At 71.1% G+C, this 13,606-nt stretch carries 15 protein-coding genes and 1 tRNA gene; 6 read left to right on the forward strand and 10 right to left on the reverse strand.

The window, feature by feature from the left end; all coding sequences use genetic code 11:
- Nucleotides 1-39: 39 nt before the first annotated feature.
- Nucleotides 40-1,116, forward strand: a complete 1,077-nt coding sequence (locus ACEN8D_RS06145) for a mechanosensitive ion channel family protein (RefSeq protein ID WP_413398746.1) — start codon at nt 40-42, stop codon at nt 1,114-1,116.
- The gene (locus ACEN8D_RS06150) at nt 1,113-1,553 is read left to right on the forward strand and encodes a globin (RefSeq protein ID WP_309778993.1); all 441 of its coding nucleotides are present in this window, start codon (nt 1,113-1,115) and stop codon (nt 1,551-1,553) included. Before ACEN8D_RS06145 ends, ACEN8D_RS06150 begins: the two co-directional genes overlap by 4 nt.
- Nucleotides 1,554-1,687: 134 nt before the next feature.
- On the opposite strand, the gene ACEN8D_RS06155 is transcribed toward ACEN8D_RS06150, so the two are convergent.
- The gene (locus tag ACEN8D_RS06155) at nt 1,688-2,530 is read right to left on the reverse strand and encodes an NAD(P)H-binding protein (RefSeq protein WP_413398747.1); all 843 of its coding nucleotides are present in this window, start codon (nt 2,528-2,530) and stop codon (nt 1,688-1,690) included.
- Between the two features lie 38 nt (nt 2,531-2,568).
- A complete protein-coding gene (locus ACEN8D_RS06160) occupies nt 2,569-3,270 on the reverse strand; it encodes a DUF8185 domain-containing protein (RefSeq protein WP_071301729.1) in 702 nt (233 codons plus the stop codon).
- Between the two features lie 58 nt (nt 3,271-3,328).
- On the opposite strand from ACEN8D_RS06160, the gene ACEN8D_RS06165 reads away from it, so the two are divergent.
- Nucleotides 3,329-4,186 carry an acyl-CoA thioesterase gene (locus tag ACEN8D_RS06165; RefSeq protein WP_413398748.1) on the forward strand — a complete coding sequence of 286 codons (858 nt, stop codon included), beginning with the start codon at nt 3,329-3,331 and terminating at the stop codon, nt 4,184-4,186.
- Nucleotides 4,187-4,212: 26 nt separating this feature from the next.
- Here the strand turns inward: ACEN8D_RS06165 and ACEN8D_RS06170 are convergent, their stop codons facing one another.
- A complete protein-coding gene (locus ACEN8D_RS06170) occupies nt 4,213-4,668 on the reverse strand; it encodes an acyl-CoA thioesterase (RefSeq protein ID WP_413398749.1) in 456 nt (151 codons plus the stop codon).
- 29 nt (nt 4,669-4,697) lie between these two features.
- The gene (gene ettA / locus ACEN8D_RS06175) at nt 4,698-6,383 is read right to left on the reverse strand and encodes an energy-dependent translational throttle protein EttA (RefSeq protein WP_070416603.1); all 1,686 of its coding nucleotides are present in this window, start codon (nt 6,381-6,383) and stop codon (nt 4,698-4,700) included.
- 157 nt (nt 6,384-6,540) lie between these two features.
- Between ettA and ACEN8D_RS06180 the strand changes: the two genes are divergently transcribed.
- Nucleotides 6,541-7,263, forward strand: coding sequence for a hypothetical protein (locus ACEN8D_RS06180; protein WP_070416604.1), 723 nt, complete (start codon nt 6,541-6,543; stop codon nt 7,261-7,263).
- Nucleotides 7,264-7,291: 28 nt separating this feature from the next.
- Here the strand turns inward: ACEN8D_RS06180 and ACEN8D_RS06185 are convergent, their stop codons facing one another.
- From ACEN8D_RS06185 to msrA, 3 genes are all read right to left on the reverse strand, one after another.
- Nucleotides 7,292-7,915: a single-stranded DNA-binding protein gene (locus ACEN8D_RS06185; protein ID WP_309778989.1), complete on the reverse strand. Its 624-nt coding sequence runs from the start codon at nt 7,913-7,915 to the stop codon at nt 7,292-7,294.
- A 131-nt stretch (nt 7,916-8,046) separates the two neighbouring features.
- A complete protein-coding gene (locus ACEN8D_RS06190; RefSeq protein ID WP_070416606.1) occupies nt 8,047-8,250 on the reverse strand; it encodes a hypothetical protein in 204 nt (67 codons plus the stop codon).
- A gap of 38 nt (nt 8,251-8,288) precedes the next feature.
- Nucleotides 8,289-8,816 carry a peptide-methionine (S)-S-oxide reductase MsrA gene (gene msrA / locus ACEN8D_RS06195; protein WP_413400115.1) on the reverse strand — a complete coding sequence of 176 codons (528 nt, stop codon included), beginning with the start codon at nt 8,814-8,816 and terminating at the stop codon, nt 8,289-8,291.
- Between the two features lie 164 nt (nt 8,817-8,980).
- Here msrA and ACEN8D_RS06200 point away from each other — a divergent pair, with 164 nt between their 5' ends.
- Together ACEN8D_RS06200 and ACEN8D_RS06205 are read left to right on the forward strand one after the other, a co-directional pair.
- Nucleotides 8,981-9,247 carry a hypothetical protein gene (locus tag ACEN8D_RS06200; RefSeq protein ID WP_070416608.1) on the forward strand — a complete coding sequence of 89 codons (267 nt, stop codon included), beginning with the start codon at nt 8,981-8,983 and terminating at the stop codon, nt 9,245-9,247.
- Nucleotides 9,248-9,359: 112 nt separating this feature from the next.
- Nucleotides 9,360-10,706, forward strand: a complete 1,347-nt coding sequence (locus ACEN8D_RS06205) for a hypothetical protein (protein ID WP_495601198.1) — start codon at nt 9,360-9,362, stop codon at nt 10,704-10,706.
- 58 nt (nt 10,707-10,764) lie between these two features.
- Here ACEN8D_RS06205 and ACEN8D_RS06210 read toward each other — a convergent pair.
- The 3 genes from ACEN8D_RS06210 to ACEN8D_RS06220 all read right to left on the reverse strand — a co-directional run bounded on the left by ACEN8D_RS06210 (nt 10,765) and on the right by ACEN8D_RS06220 (nt 13,503).
- Nucleotides 10,765-10,837 (reverse strand) — tRNA-Arg (locus tag ACEN8D_RS06210).
- 14 nt (nt 10,838-10,851) lie between these two features.
- The gene (locus ACEN8D_RS06215; RefSeq protein ID WP_309778987.1) at nt 10,852-11,412 is read right to left on the reverse strand and encodes a P-loop NTPase family protein; all 561 of its coding nucleotides are present in this window, start codon (nt 11,410-11,412) and stop codon (nt 10,852-10,854) included.
- A gap of 9 nt (nt 11,413-11,421) precedes the next feature.
- Nucleotides 11,422-13,503: an ArnT family glycosyltransferase gene (locus ACEN8D_RS06220; RefSeq protein WP_495601199.1), complete on the reverse strand. Its 2,082-nt coding sequence runs from the start codon at nt 13,501-13,503 to the stop codon at nt 11,422-11,424.
- Nucleotides 13,504-13,606: the final 103 nt, after the last annotated feature.

Here is a 13,606-nt window from a genome sequence, read left to right on the forward strand (position 1 = left end):
GGGGACGCCAGGGCCCCGCCCTCTAGCATCGACCGGATCATGACCTTGGTTGCAGTTCCCTCCCCGACCCCGTCAGGCCCGGCAGAGGCCGTCTCGCAGACGTTCGGCGACTTCGTCGACACCTGGCACGTCCCGATCACGATCGTCATCACGATCCTCGCCGCGCTGGTCCTGCGGATCATCCTGCGGCACTCGATCAAGGGCGTCGTCGACCGCGTCGTGAACGGCGTGAAGAAGCGCCAGGGCGCGACCGACACGCAGGCACTCATCGCCTCGCCGATCCAGACCGCCCGCGTCGTGCAGCGCACCCGCACGCTCGGCAGCGTGCTCGAGAACCTCGCGACGGTGATCGTCGTCGTGCTCGCACTCGTCGTCATCATCCCGCTCGTCATCCCGAACGCGGCCGTCGGGATCGTCGGCGGTGCCTCGCTCGTCGCCGCCGGGCTCGCGGTCGGCGCACAGAGCATCGTGCGCGACCTGCTCTCCGGCGTGTTCATGATCCTCGAGGACCAGGCCGGCGTCGGCGACGTCGTCGACACCGGCCAGGCCACCGGCGTCGTCGAGAACGTCGGGCTGCGGGTCATGCAGATCCGCGACGTGAACGGCATCCTCTGGTTCGTGCCGAACGGGCAGATCCTGCGTGTCGGCAACCTCTCGCAGGGCTGGTCGCGCGTCCTCGTCGACATCACGGTCCCGTACGACACCGACATCGACGCCGTGCAGGACGCCCTCCTCAAGGCCGCGGTCACGATGTCGCAGGAACCCCGGTGGCGCCAGCGCATCGTCGAGAAGCCGGAGATCTGGGGGCTGCAGTCGATCACGGACGCCGGCATGGTGTTCCGGCTCGTCGTGAAGACCCGGGCGTCCGAGCTCGACGTCGTCGGCCGCGAGCTCCGCGTCCGGCTGAAGCACGCCGTCGACGAACTCGGCGTGACCCTGCCCGCGATGGCGATGATCATGCCCGCCGGGTGGGAGAACGCGACCTCGATCAACGGTCTGCGCACCGTGCGGACCCAGCCCACGCCCGCGCCGACCAAGCCCCGACGCGGCCGCAAGAACGTCCTCGGTCAGCCGATCCGGACCGACGACCCCGACGCCGGGAAGGACCCGCGATGACCGACCCCACCCCGCCCGCACAGCCGATCACGCTGCGGGTCGGCGAGCACGGCGCCTCGGCCACCGGCTCCCTCTACGAGCGCATCGGCGGCGCACCCACCTTCGACCGGCTCGTCCGGCGCTTCTACGAGGGCGTCCAGCAGGACGACGTCATCTGGCCGATGTACCCGGCGGACGACCTCGAGGGGGCGATCTGGCGTCTCTCGGCCTTCCTGCAGCAGTACTGGGGCGGCCCGGGGACCTACAGCGAGGAACGCGGCCACCCCCGCCTGCGGATGCGGCACATGCCGTTCCGGATCACGTCCGAGGCCCGCGAACGCTGGCTCCACCACATGCGCGACGCGGTCGAGTCCCTCCAGCTCGCGCCCCTCGACGAGGCAGAGCTCTGGGCCTACCTCGACCGGGCGGCGCACGCCATGACGAACACGTTCGACTGACGGACGTGCGCGGCTGACGGACTGGAGGCGCGGTGCCAGCTGGCACCGTCCCTCCTGGCACGGCCGTCACCCCGCTGGCGCGGTGCGCCGGTACCGGCCGGCGGGGCCCACCTCCAGTCCGTCACCCGGTCGCGTCAGCGGACGTAGGAGCCGTCGGCGAGGTCCTCGACGAGCGAGGGCCGGGTCGGGTTCCACCCGAACGCGCTGCGCGCGTGGGCGCCAGAGGCCTCCTGGTGGAGCAGCAGCGCGTCGGCGTACTCGGTGCCGAGGCGCTCGCGGCTGGCGTCGACGCTCTCGGCCACGATCGGCGAACCGTGCGCTCCCGCCTCCGCGATCTCGCGGACCGACGGGTTGTCCCCGGTGGCCGCGACGACGTAGCCGTCCTGCTCACCGCGGTGCAGGGCGAGGACGTAGAGCTCGCCGAGGTCGTCGGTGTGCACCGTCGTCCAGCGCTGCGAACCGTCACCGACGAGTCGGACCTCGTGCTCGCCGTCACCGACGAACATCGCGGGGATGCCGGCGCCGCGGCCGTAGACGATGCCGGGCGCGATGATCGTCGTCCGGACGCTGCTCGCCCGCACCGTCGCCTCGTTCGGCACGCGCCAGGCGGTCAGTGCCGGCGGCGACAGCGGCGACTGCTCGGAGATGTCGATCGAGTCGCCGAAGGTGAAGATCCCGCCGGTGTGCACGAACGGCTTCGGGGTGCCCTCGAGCGCCGTGAGCACGGTCGCGATGAAGTCCGCGTCGATGCCCTGGGCCGAGGCCGTGTGCACGACGGCGTCCGCCTCGTGTGCGAGCCGGCGGACGACGTCGGTGTCGGTGACGTCACCGACGAGGGCGCGGCCACCCGCGTCGCGGACCGCCTGTGCCTTCTCGTCCGTGCGGACGAGGGCGGTGACCTCGTGCTCATGGGCGACGAGTGCGCGGAGGACCGAGGAACCGATGTACCCGGACGCGCCGGTGAGGAAGACGTGCATGGAGCCAGCCAACCACGACCGGTCCGGGAACCGGCTGCCTACGAGTTGAGGGTCCAGGCGCGACGCTTGACGAGCACGTGCCCGCGCGAGGTGGTCAGGCGGCTCCACGGGCCGGTCTCGAAGAGCCGCACCGGGTCGTGGCCGAGGAAGCCGAGGCTCTCCCCCGCGAAGCCCGCGCCGGCGGGGACGTGCTCGATGCCCGCGACCGGACGGCCCCAGACCTCTGACCGGACCTTGCGGACGATGGCCTCGCCTGCGTTCGTCGGGACGGCGTCGGCGACCTCGGCGATGCCGTCGCGTGCGGCACGGCGGAGGAGCTCCGGCGAGACGTCGGGCAGCGGGACCCAGCCACCGCGGGGCGGGGAGATCGCTGCCCAGGTGACGGTGTGGACCTCGAGCGGGAGCTCCACCTCGATCGGGGTCGCCCGGGTGGGGTCGGCGCCGTCGGCGTGCTCGGCGTCGTGCGCCTCGGCGAGCAGCCGCAGACGTTCCTGCAGCGAGGCCAGCGGGACGACCGCGTCGACGGTCGCCGGCTGCGCGAGCGAGAACGTGCGCAGGCCGAGGACCGTCGGCAGTTCGTCGAGCAGCCCGAGCGGGTAGAGGATCGCGGTGTAGACCGCGAGGACGCCGGAGTCCGCGATGAGTCGGACGGAGCCGTCCTCGATGCGGGCGGCCCGTCCGAGGTAGGTGCGCAGGTCCCCGAGGGAGGCTGCGTCGGGAAGCGTGAACGAGGTGCCCATGTCACCCAGCAGCCTACCGGGCACGGCTCGGCGCCGGGGCGTTCGTAGACTGCTCGGTGTGAACGGCGAACCGGACTTCCTGCGGACCCTCAGACTCGAGGACACCGGCGCGAGCACCGGCGAGACCATCCTCACCGGCGCGAGCCACTGGTCCCCCGGCGGCCGGGTGTTCGGCGGGCAGGTGCTCGCGCAGTGTATCGTCGCCGCGCAGGCCACCATCGAGGACCGCGACATCCACTCGATGCACGGCTACTTCCTCCGCCCCGGCGACATCGACGTCCCGATCACCTTCGGTGTCGAACGCATCCACGACGGGCGGTCGTTCGCCGCGCGGCGGGTGCAGGCCTACCAGCGCGGTGTGCCGATCTTCTCGATGATCGCCTCGTTCCAGCGCCCGGACGTCGGCGTCGAGCACCAGGACCCGTTCCCCGTCGACGTGCCCGAACCGGAGTCCCTACCGTCGGCCGCGTCGATCCTGTCGGCCATCGACCACCCCGTCGCTCGGGCGTGGGCCGAACGCTCCATCGACCTGCGGCACGTCAAGGGCCCGGTGTTCGTCGACGTGCAGGGCGAGCACATCGCCCACCAGGCGGTGTGGTTCCGGGTCGACGGCGAGCTCCCCGCCGACCCGGCGCTGCACCGTGCCGTCCTCGCGTACGCGAGCGACCTGTCCATCCTCGAGCCGATCATGCGGCGTCACGGGGTGGCCTGGGGCACCCCCGGTGTGAAGAGCGCGAGCCTCGACCACGCGATGTGGTGGCACCGTGACGGCCGGGCCGACGAGTGGGTGCTCTACACGCAGGAGTCCCCGAGCGCGCAGGGCGGTCGAGGACTCGCGTTCGGGCGGATGTTCTCGCCGGACGGCCGGCTGCTGGCATCGGTCGCGCAGGAGGGGATGATGCGCGTCCCGCGCTGACCCGGCCGACTGTGCTGCGGTCCGTCCTACGGGCGCGAGAACTCCGCCGGGGCTTCGACGTAGGCGGCGCACGCGTCCCGCTCGGCCTCGGTCAGCCGACGCGGACGGTTGCTGACGGCGTCGACCATCACGAGCGCGGTCGTCGCCCTGGTGTACAGCACCGCGGGCTCGTGCCCGACCGGCGACCAGACCTCGTACGAGACGTCGATGCTCGCGCCGCCGAGCCGACCGATCCACATCTGGATGTCGAGCGGCTGCCGCAGGTACGGGATCGACGCGAGGTACTCGAGGCGCTGCGCCGCGATCACGGTCATGGTGCCGGAACCCGGCCGCCCGTCGATGATCGGCTCCGGGACCGACCCGTCCGGAGCGCGCTCCTCGGGGTCGGGTCCCCAGAACCCCACGATGCGCGCCTCTTCCAGGAGGCGCAGCATCGCGGAGTTGTTGACGTGACCGTAGGCGTCGATGTCGCTCCACCGCATGCGGACCGGAGCGTGCAACCGCGCCACGGTCAGTCGCGGGTGAGCTTGCGGTAGGTCGCCCGACCCGGCTTGGCCGCGTCGGCGCCGAGCCGCTCGATCTTGTTCTCCTCGTACGCCTCGAAGTTGCCCTCGAACCAGTACCAGTTCGGCGTGCCGTCCTCGTTCAGGCCTTCCCACGCGAGGATGTGCGTCGCGATGCGGTCGAGGAACCACCGGTCGTGCGTGATGACCACGGCACAACCCGGGTACTCGAGCAGCGCGTTCTCGAGGCTGCCGAGGGTCTCGACGTCGAGGTCGTTCGTCGGCTCGTCGAGGAGCAGCAGGTTGCCGCCCTGCTTGAGCGTCAGCGCCAGGTTCAGACGGTTGCGCTCACCACCGGAGAGCACCCCGGCCTTCTTCTGCTGGTCCGGACCCTTGAACCCGAACTGCGACACGTACGCACGCGACGGGATCTCGGTCTTGCCGACCTGGATGTAGTCGAGTCCGTCGGACACGACCTCCCACAGGTTCTTGTTCGGGTCGATGCCTCCGCGGCTCTGGTCGACGTACGAGATGTCGACCGTCTCGCCGATCTTCAGTGTGCCGCCGTCGAGCGGTTCGAGGCCGACGATCGTCTTGAACAGCGTGGTCTTGCCGACGCCGTTCGGGCCGATCACGCCGACGATGCCGTTGCGGGGCAGCGTGAAGGACAGGTCGTCGATGATGATGCGCTCGCCGAACTGCTTGTGCAGCTTCTCGGCGTCGATGACCTGCGAGCCCAGGCGCGGGCCGACGGGGATGACGATCTCCTCGAAGTCGAGCTTGCGCGTGCGCTCGGCCTCGGTGACCATCTCCTCGTAGCGGGCGAGACGGGCCTTGGACTTCGCCTGGCGGCCCTTCGTGTTGCTTCGGACCCAGTCGAGCTCCGAGGAGAGGCGCTTCGCGAGCTTGGCGTCCTTCTTGCCCTGGACCTCGAGCCGGGCGCGCTTCTTCTCGAGGTAGGTCGAGTAGTTGCCCTCGTACGGGTAGAGACGACCGCGGTCGACCTCGGCGATCCACTGCGCGACGTGGTCGAGGAAGTACCGGTCGTGGGTCACGGCCAGGACGGCACCGTGGTACTGCTGCAGGTGCTGCTCGAGCCAGAGGACGGACTCGGCGTCGAGGTGGTTGGTGGGCTCGTCGAGGAGGAGCAGGTCCGGCTTCTGGAGCAGCAGCTTGCAGAGCGCCACACGACGCTTCTCACCACCGGACAGGTGCGTGACGAGCTCGTCCCCCGGGGGGCACTGGAGCGCGGCCATGGCCTGCTCGAGCTGCGAGTCGAGGTCCCACGCGTCCGCCGCGTCGATGTCCTCCTGCAGGGTGCCCATCTCGGCGAGGAGCGCGTCGAAGTCGGCGTCCGGCTCGGCCATCTGCGCGGAGATCTCGTTGAAGCGCGTGATCTTCGCGTGGATCTCGCCGACGCCTTCCTGCACGTTCTCGAGCACCGTCTTCGACTCGTCGAGCTCGGGTTCCTGCATGAGGATGCCGACGGTGAAGCCCGGGGTGAGCTTCGCCTCGCCGTTGGACGGCTGGTCGAGACCCGCCATGATCTTCAGGATCGTCGACTTGCCCGCACCGTTCGGCCCGACGACGCCGATCTTGGCGCCGGGGAGGAACGACATCGTGACGTCGTCGAGGATCAGCTTGTCGCCGACCGCCTTGCGGGCGCGGACCATCTGGTAGATGTACTCAGCCATATCGCGCCAAGTGTACTGACAGTGCGGGGCGTCCGTCTGCCCGGTCGCCGGTTCGCCGGATCACGCACGGGGGCTGTTGCGCTCGCCGACTTCGACGTACCGTTTCCCCGCTCCGCACCGGGAGCACGGTCGATCGACCACCGGAGAGGATCAGGACATGTTCACCAAGCGTCTGCGCCGTCTCGCGCTCCCCCTCGCGGGAGCCACCGCGCTCACCGTCGCGCTGCTCGCCCCGGCGACGGCTGCCTCGGCAGCGTCGCCCGTCCCGCGCGGCAACCCCTACGTCCAGTACACCGCGCACCTCATCGAGAGCGGCTCGGGCACCGGGTACTCGTCGTACATCAACGTCCACGACGCCCACAACAACGCGTTCGCCGTGGGGATCCAGTCCGACACCGCCTCGTCCGTGAGCAAGGGGCAGCCCCGGTTCATCTGGGAGCGGGTGCAGAACGGCAAGTTCACGTACGGCTACATGGGCGGCGCCTCGCACAGCAAGACGTCGGTCGGGCTGCGCTGGTACAAGAACGACGTCGCGTCGGTCATCCTCAACAACCGCACGGTCGGCACGATCGCCCTGAACCTCGACGGGCGGCTCTTCTTCAACGCCGAGGCGAACGCCCGACTCAACGGTGACGTCGTGCACTCGCAGGTGAACGACATCTCGATCAAGGTCGGCGACTCGTCCGGTCGGACCGGGCTCGCCGGCACGTGGAACACGAGCTTCTCGTTCCACGGGCTCAAGGCGAAGCAGACGAACAGCCCGAAGGTCCAGGGTGCGAGCTTCTCGATCGACGGACGGGTCTCGGGGCTCCCCCGGGGCGGCAACTGGGACACCACCGAGGTCGCGGGCATCGCGATGATCGCCCAGAACTGGCGGTAGGCGCCCGGGAGCGGGGACGGGGACCGGCTCAGGCCGCGGCACGCTCGTCCCCGTCCACCACCGGGTCGACGCCCACGACGACGTCGAACTCGTGACCGATCGCCGCCGCGGCGTGGCGAGCGGCCTCGGCACCGTCGGGCAGTTCCTCGCGGACGTCCGGCTCCGTCGGGTCGGGGTCGACACCCGGCACGGGGGTGCGGTCCGTGCCCGCCGCGCCGACCTCGCCGGTGACCGGGTCGACGTGCGGCAGGACGCCCGGGGTGCTCCCCGGAGGCGCGGTCGCCTCACCCGTGTGCCGCGGGACGCGCACCCAGTTGCTGATCCCCCAGGCGAGGTCGTGCCCGAGTGCCTCTGCGTCGATCTCGACGGAGGTGCCGCCGCGACCGTCCCGCTCCCACGTCCGGATGCGGATGCGCCCGGTGACGACGATGCGGTCGCCCTTCTTCAGGGAACGGTGCACGTTGGCCGCGAGCGATCGGAAGGCCGTGACGGTGTACCAGTTCGTGGCGCCGTTGGTCCAGGTCGAGGTCGCCCGGTCCCAGCGTCGGGACGGTGAGGCGAGGCGCATGCTCGTGATGGCGATGCCGGTGTCGGTCACGAGGTGACGTGGCTCGGTGGCGATGATCCCGCAGACGGTGATGGTGTCGTTCATGCGTCGATCGTCATCGAGCCCCGGGTCGCGGAAGCGACCCGGGGCTCGATCTGTGACTGGATGACCCGATCAGGTGCGTTGTGGAGGACGAGTCCCCCGCGCCTCCTGGTCGAGACGTGGGCACCGCGCGTTCAGTGCGCGCGGAACTCGGGTCGGTCCGCCAACGGGCCGAGCGCTGCGTGCACGGCGCCCTTCGCCGACTCGAGCGACGGGTACGTCCCGCCGCCCGCGCTCCGACCGTAGAGCTCGACGCGGAACCCGCCGTCTGCTCGGTGGATGCTGCCGACCGCTCCCGCTGGTCCGACCGCGACCCAGGTCCCGGTGTTGTTCGTCATCGTTCGACCACCTCCTCGTGGCCCCGACGTCCGGAGTCTCAGGACGCCAGGATGTACTGACTGTAGGCCTTGCGGACCTTGTTCACCTTGGGCAGCGCCACCGCGAGGCAGTAGCCCTGACCGGGGTTCTTCGCGAAGAAGTCCTGGTGGTACTCCTCTGCACGGTAGAAGGTACCGAGCGGTTCGATCATCGTCACGATGCCGCCGTCCCAGATGTCCGAGGCGCGCGCGATCGCCCGCTCGAACAGGGCCTTCTGGTCGTCGTCGGCCGGGAACATCGCCGAGCGGTACTGCGTGCCGACGTCGGCGCCCTGCCGGTTCAGCTGCCGCGGGTCGTGCAGCGTGAAGAACACGTCGAGGACGACGTCGGCCGGGATGACCGTCTCGTCGAAGGTGACCGCCACCGCCTCGGCGTGACCGGTCGTCCCCGTGCACACCGACTCGTACGAGGGGTTCTCGACCTCGCCGCCGACGTAGCCGGACACCACGTCCTGCACGCCCTGGAGCGTGCGGTACACGGCGTCGAGACACCAGAAACATCCACCTGCGAGCACGAACGTCGTCATGGCCGCAACCTACCGTTCCCCGCTCGGAACGAGCCGCGACCGGGGCACGCCTCCTCCACAACGCGCACTCCCCCGGCAGCGCTCCCCGGATCGTCCGAGCGCACTCGGCGTGTCGGTGGTCGGCCGTACCGTCGGAGACACACCGACGAGCAGGAGGCACCACGATGCAGACGACGAACGAACCGGTCTTCCGGATCCGTACCGCGCCCGTGGCCCGCTCGCGCGGCGACCTCCGAATCCTCGACGTCCGCGACGACCTCAGCCGCGTGACCCGGGCGAACGGCGAGATCGTCGGGTACGTGGACCGCGTCGACGTCGCCGGGGGCACCGCCTACCGCGCCCGTCGGTACGTGTCGACCGAGCGACGCTTCGTCGAGCTCCCGAACGTCTGGTCGGCCGACGACGCCGTGGACTGCCTGCGCTGGGGCTGACCCGGCCTCACCGGACGACATGATGTTCCACATTGGAATCATGTCTGGTCGGATGCGCGGAACGCCGCCCGACCTCCCCGATGCCTGACCGTTTCGTGAGTAGGGTGCGCGCATGGACTGGTGGAACGACCTGACCGACTGGATCTCGTCCGACAACGGCTGGCGCGTGATCTCCGGCGCGCTCATCCCGTTCGTCGCGATCGTCGTGGCGGGCATCATCGCGGCGCTCATCGGCCGCGGGGCGACGAAGCGGGTCGTGGCGATGCAGGAACGCGAAGCGCGGAACGCCGCCGTCACGGGCATCGTCTCGGCTGCACGCAAAGCCGCGACCTGGGGTTCCCTCGGGCACGACGAGCGCGCGTACGCCGACCACCTCGCCGAGGACGCCGACATCCGACTCCGTCTGCTCCCCGTTGCCGGTGCGCCCCTCGCGGCGAACTGGACGCAGCACGAGATCGCGGACATCAAGAAGAACTCCTCGACCTTCAGCTTCCAGGCGGAGCAGTCACTCGCCGAGTTCCGTGACCGCATCCTCGAATGGCAGGCACGACCGAACCGGGCGCGCAAGCTCTTCAAGAGCGACCTCGAGCGCTGGAAGTTCGATTCGCCCGACCCCGACGCCGAGCTCATCACGCGGCAGCAGGACTGGAACGCCGACCAGGCCGCCCCCGCGCGACCGACGGACACCGGTACGACCACCGCCGTCCCCGCCGAGCGCCCGACGCCGACGACGACCTCCCTCCGGCCCGCCCCGGCGAACGCGCCCGCCGCAGCCCCCGGCACCGGCACCGCCGCGGCAAGCACCAGTGCTGCCCCGTCCGCGGGCGCAGGCTTCTCGGTCACCCGCGGCGGCTCCGCACCGGTCGACCCGAACGCGACGACGCCGATCTCGGACACCTCCAGCACGAACCGGACGACCCCGATCTCCGACACGAACACCACGCGCGCGTACGGCGACGGCGCGACCCGCGCGTACGGCGAGGGCGCGACCCGCGCGTACGGCGACGGCGCCGCCACCCCGACCCGGGCGCCCCTGGGTTCCCCGGCATCGCCCGCCGGCACCCGCGGCTCGGCGACCGAGTCGACAGCGTCCGGCACGGACACCGACAACGCCGACGCCGTCGACGACGTCCGGCCGAGCAGCCCTCGCGGCACCGACCGTCCCACCACGGACCCCCGGAGCAGTGGGCCCCGTGGGGCGGACACGACCGGTCCCGACGCGAGCGCAGCACCGCCGGCCGCCAAGCCGACCTCGGCGGACGCGCACGTCAACCGCTCCGCGGAGTCCGACGCCCGCGGTGTCGACGCCTCGACGACCGCACACACCCGCTCGATCCCGACCCGCATCGCGGACGGCCCCGCCGAGCCGGCCGATGCGAACGAGACCTCGGAAGCGCCCTACACGCAGCCGATCAGCGCGAGCGAGCTCCGTCGCCGCGCTGCCGACGACGACGAGTAGGCAGTCGCCGAACGACACGAAGGCCGCCGTCCCGATGGACGGCGGCCTTCGTCGTGTGTGCCCCCGGCAGGAATCGAACCCGCGGCACGGTGGGTAGAAACCACCTGCTCTATCCACTGAGCTACGGAGGCGGACGGCCCCGATTCTATCCGCGACCCTCGCCGAGGTGCTGCACGAACCGGTCGACCTCCCGCTGCGACCGGAGGTGGACGATGCGCAGGTGCGGCGCGGTCTCGACGAGCTCGGGCACCCGACGACGCGTCACGTTCCGGGTGCTGATGCCCCAGCGGAGGATGTGGCCGCGATCGGTGAAGAACGTCCACAGCGACGGTTCGACGTTGCCGTTCCACAGCTCGACACGGCCGAACCGTCGTCGCAGGGTCCGACGCAACAACCTCCACAGCGCCACGGCCGTCGGCAGGTCGATCCACACGAGGGTGTCCGCCCGCTCCGCGAGCATCGCCCTGACGGAGGTGTACTGCCACTCCGTCACCCACGCGGGTTCGCTCGTGTACCGCTCGACGTCGGTGACGAAGGTGTCCCGCGGGACCCAGCCGGGCCCGTGGTACAGCGAGTCGATCTCGGTGTGCGGGATCCCGAGGACCCGGCCGATCCGCCCTGCCGTGGTGGTCTTCCCGACGCCCGTGGTCCCGGCGACGAGGACGCGACGGGGCACCGGGTCGAGGGGGTCGTCGGCTCCGAGCACTCGTCGACCCTAGCCCGCCGTGAGGTCGTAGACCGTGACGCCTCCGATCGTCGACGCGGTGAAGGTCGACTCGACCCACTCGGAGATCTCCGACGCCGCATCGCTGCCGCCGTTCGACTGCCCGACGCTACCGGCGATGAAGTAGTGGATCTTCCCCGCAGCGACGTCTGCCTGGAACTCCGCGAGGGTGGGTGACGGGTCCGAGCCGTTGAAGCCGCCGATGGGCATCACCGAGGCGCCCGTGGCGAGCTGGTAGGTCGCGGCACTGTTCGAACCGATGGTGGCGGCGACCCAGGTGTAGTCGTCGGCGTCCTCCAGGAGCGCCTTCCGCAGCGTCGAGGAGACCTCGGTGGACCCGCCGAGCAGCCCACCGGCCCCGCCGAACCCGCCGCCACCAGCACGCCCCGTCCCGGTCCCGCCACCGGTCCCGGTCCCGCCGCCGGTCCCGCCGGCAGTGCCCGCCCCACCCGGTCCACCGGTCCCGCCGGCCGCGCCCGTCCCACCCGGTCCGCCGGTCCCGCCGACGCCACCCGCGCCTCCAGGGCCGCCGCCAGCACCACCGAACCCGCCGCCACCGCGGGCCCCGCCACCAAACCCGCCGCCACCGAACCCGCCGCCCGCGACGGTCGGTCCAGCCGAGGGCAGCGCCCCGGTGTGGGCGGTCGTCACCGTGTCGATCGAGTACGCCGTCGGTCCGAGCAAGCCGGTGACGACCGCGCCGACGACCGCGACGCTGCCGACCGGACGGGACCACCTCGCGAGCCGGCCGCCGTGCACCGGCACCAGCACCGCCGCCGCCGTCACCACCCCGACCACGAGCACCACCCACCGGATCCACGGCTGCCACCCCGACGCCGCCGTGAGCAGGTGCCACTGCCACACCACCGTGACGACCACCGCGAACGCCGCCGTCCCACGCCACCACCACGACGCGCGCCGCTCCCACAGCACCCCGGCGCCGATGCCCACGAGCCCGGCGATGTACGGCGCGAGCGCGACCGTGTAGTAGGGGTGGAAGATCCCGCCCATGAAGCTGAACACCAGCCCGGTCACGAGCAGCGACCCACCCAGCGCGATGACCGTGGCGAGGCGGGAGCGAGCAAGCGACGTCCGCTGCCGGAACCCGATCGCGACGAGCGCCGCCACGAGGAGGACCAGTGCGGTGGGCAGCAGCCAGGTGATCTGCCCGGCGAACTCCGACCCGAACAGCCGCAGCAGCCCGGTGGCGCCCCAGGAGCCGGCTCCGGCAGTTCCGCCGCCCCCGGTCACGCTGCCGGTCTCGTCGCCGGTGACCCGTCCGAGGCCGTTGTACCCGAAGGTGAGCTCGAGGAACGAGTTCGTCTGCGACCCCCCGACGTACGGGCGGGACGACGACGGCACGAGTTCCACCACGGCGACCCACCACCCGCCGGCGACGACCACGGCGAGGGCCGCCCACAGCAGGTGCACGACGCGCTTCACGAACGGCAGCGACGAGCAGGACAGGTACACGCCGACGAGCACGGGCAGGATGAGGAACCCCTGCAGCTGCTTCGTCAGGAACGCGATCCCGACGGCCACGCCGGCCAGGACGACCCATCGCACACGTCCGCTCTCGACACCGCGCAGGACGAGCCAGAGCGACAGCACCATGAGCAGCGTGAGCAGTGCGTCCGGGTTGTTGAAGCGGAACATGAGGGTCGCGACCGGGGTCGTCGCGAGTGCGGCGCCCGCGACGAGCGCGGCCCCGGCGGAGAACCGCCGCCGGACGATGACGTACAGCAGTGCCACGGTCCCGACGCCCATCAGGGCCTCCGGCACGAGGATCGCCCACGAGTTGAGGCCGAACAGACGCACGGACAGCTCCATCACCCAGAGGAACGCCGGCGGCTTGTCGACCGTGATCGAGTTGCCCGCGTCCGAGGAGCCGTAGAAGAACGCCTCCCAGCTCTGGCTCCCCGCCTGCACGGCCGCCGAGTAGAACGCGTTCGCGTACCCGTTCACCCCGAGGTTCACCAGGTACAGGACGCCCGTCACGAGCAGCAGGCCGAAGAAGGCAGGACGTTCCCACCGTGCTCGCTGGACGGCGGGTGTGCGGGAGCTGATGCGCATGGTCCCAGCGTCACCGGGTCGGCTTTCGGCATCCGTTGGCAGCGCTGTGGAAGCGCCGGGAGGCGCGGCGTGCGTCCGCCGGGTCGGGTTCCGGAACGGTTCG

It is taken from the genome of Curtobacterium sp. Curtsp22 (assembly GCF_059492135.1).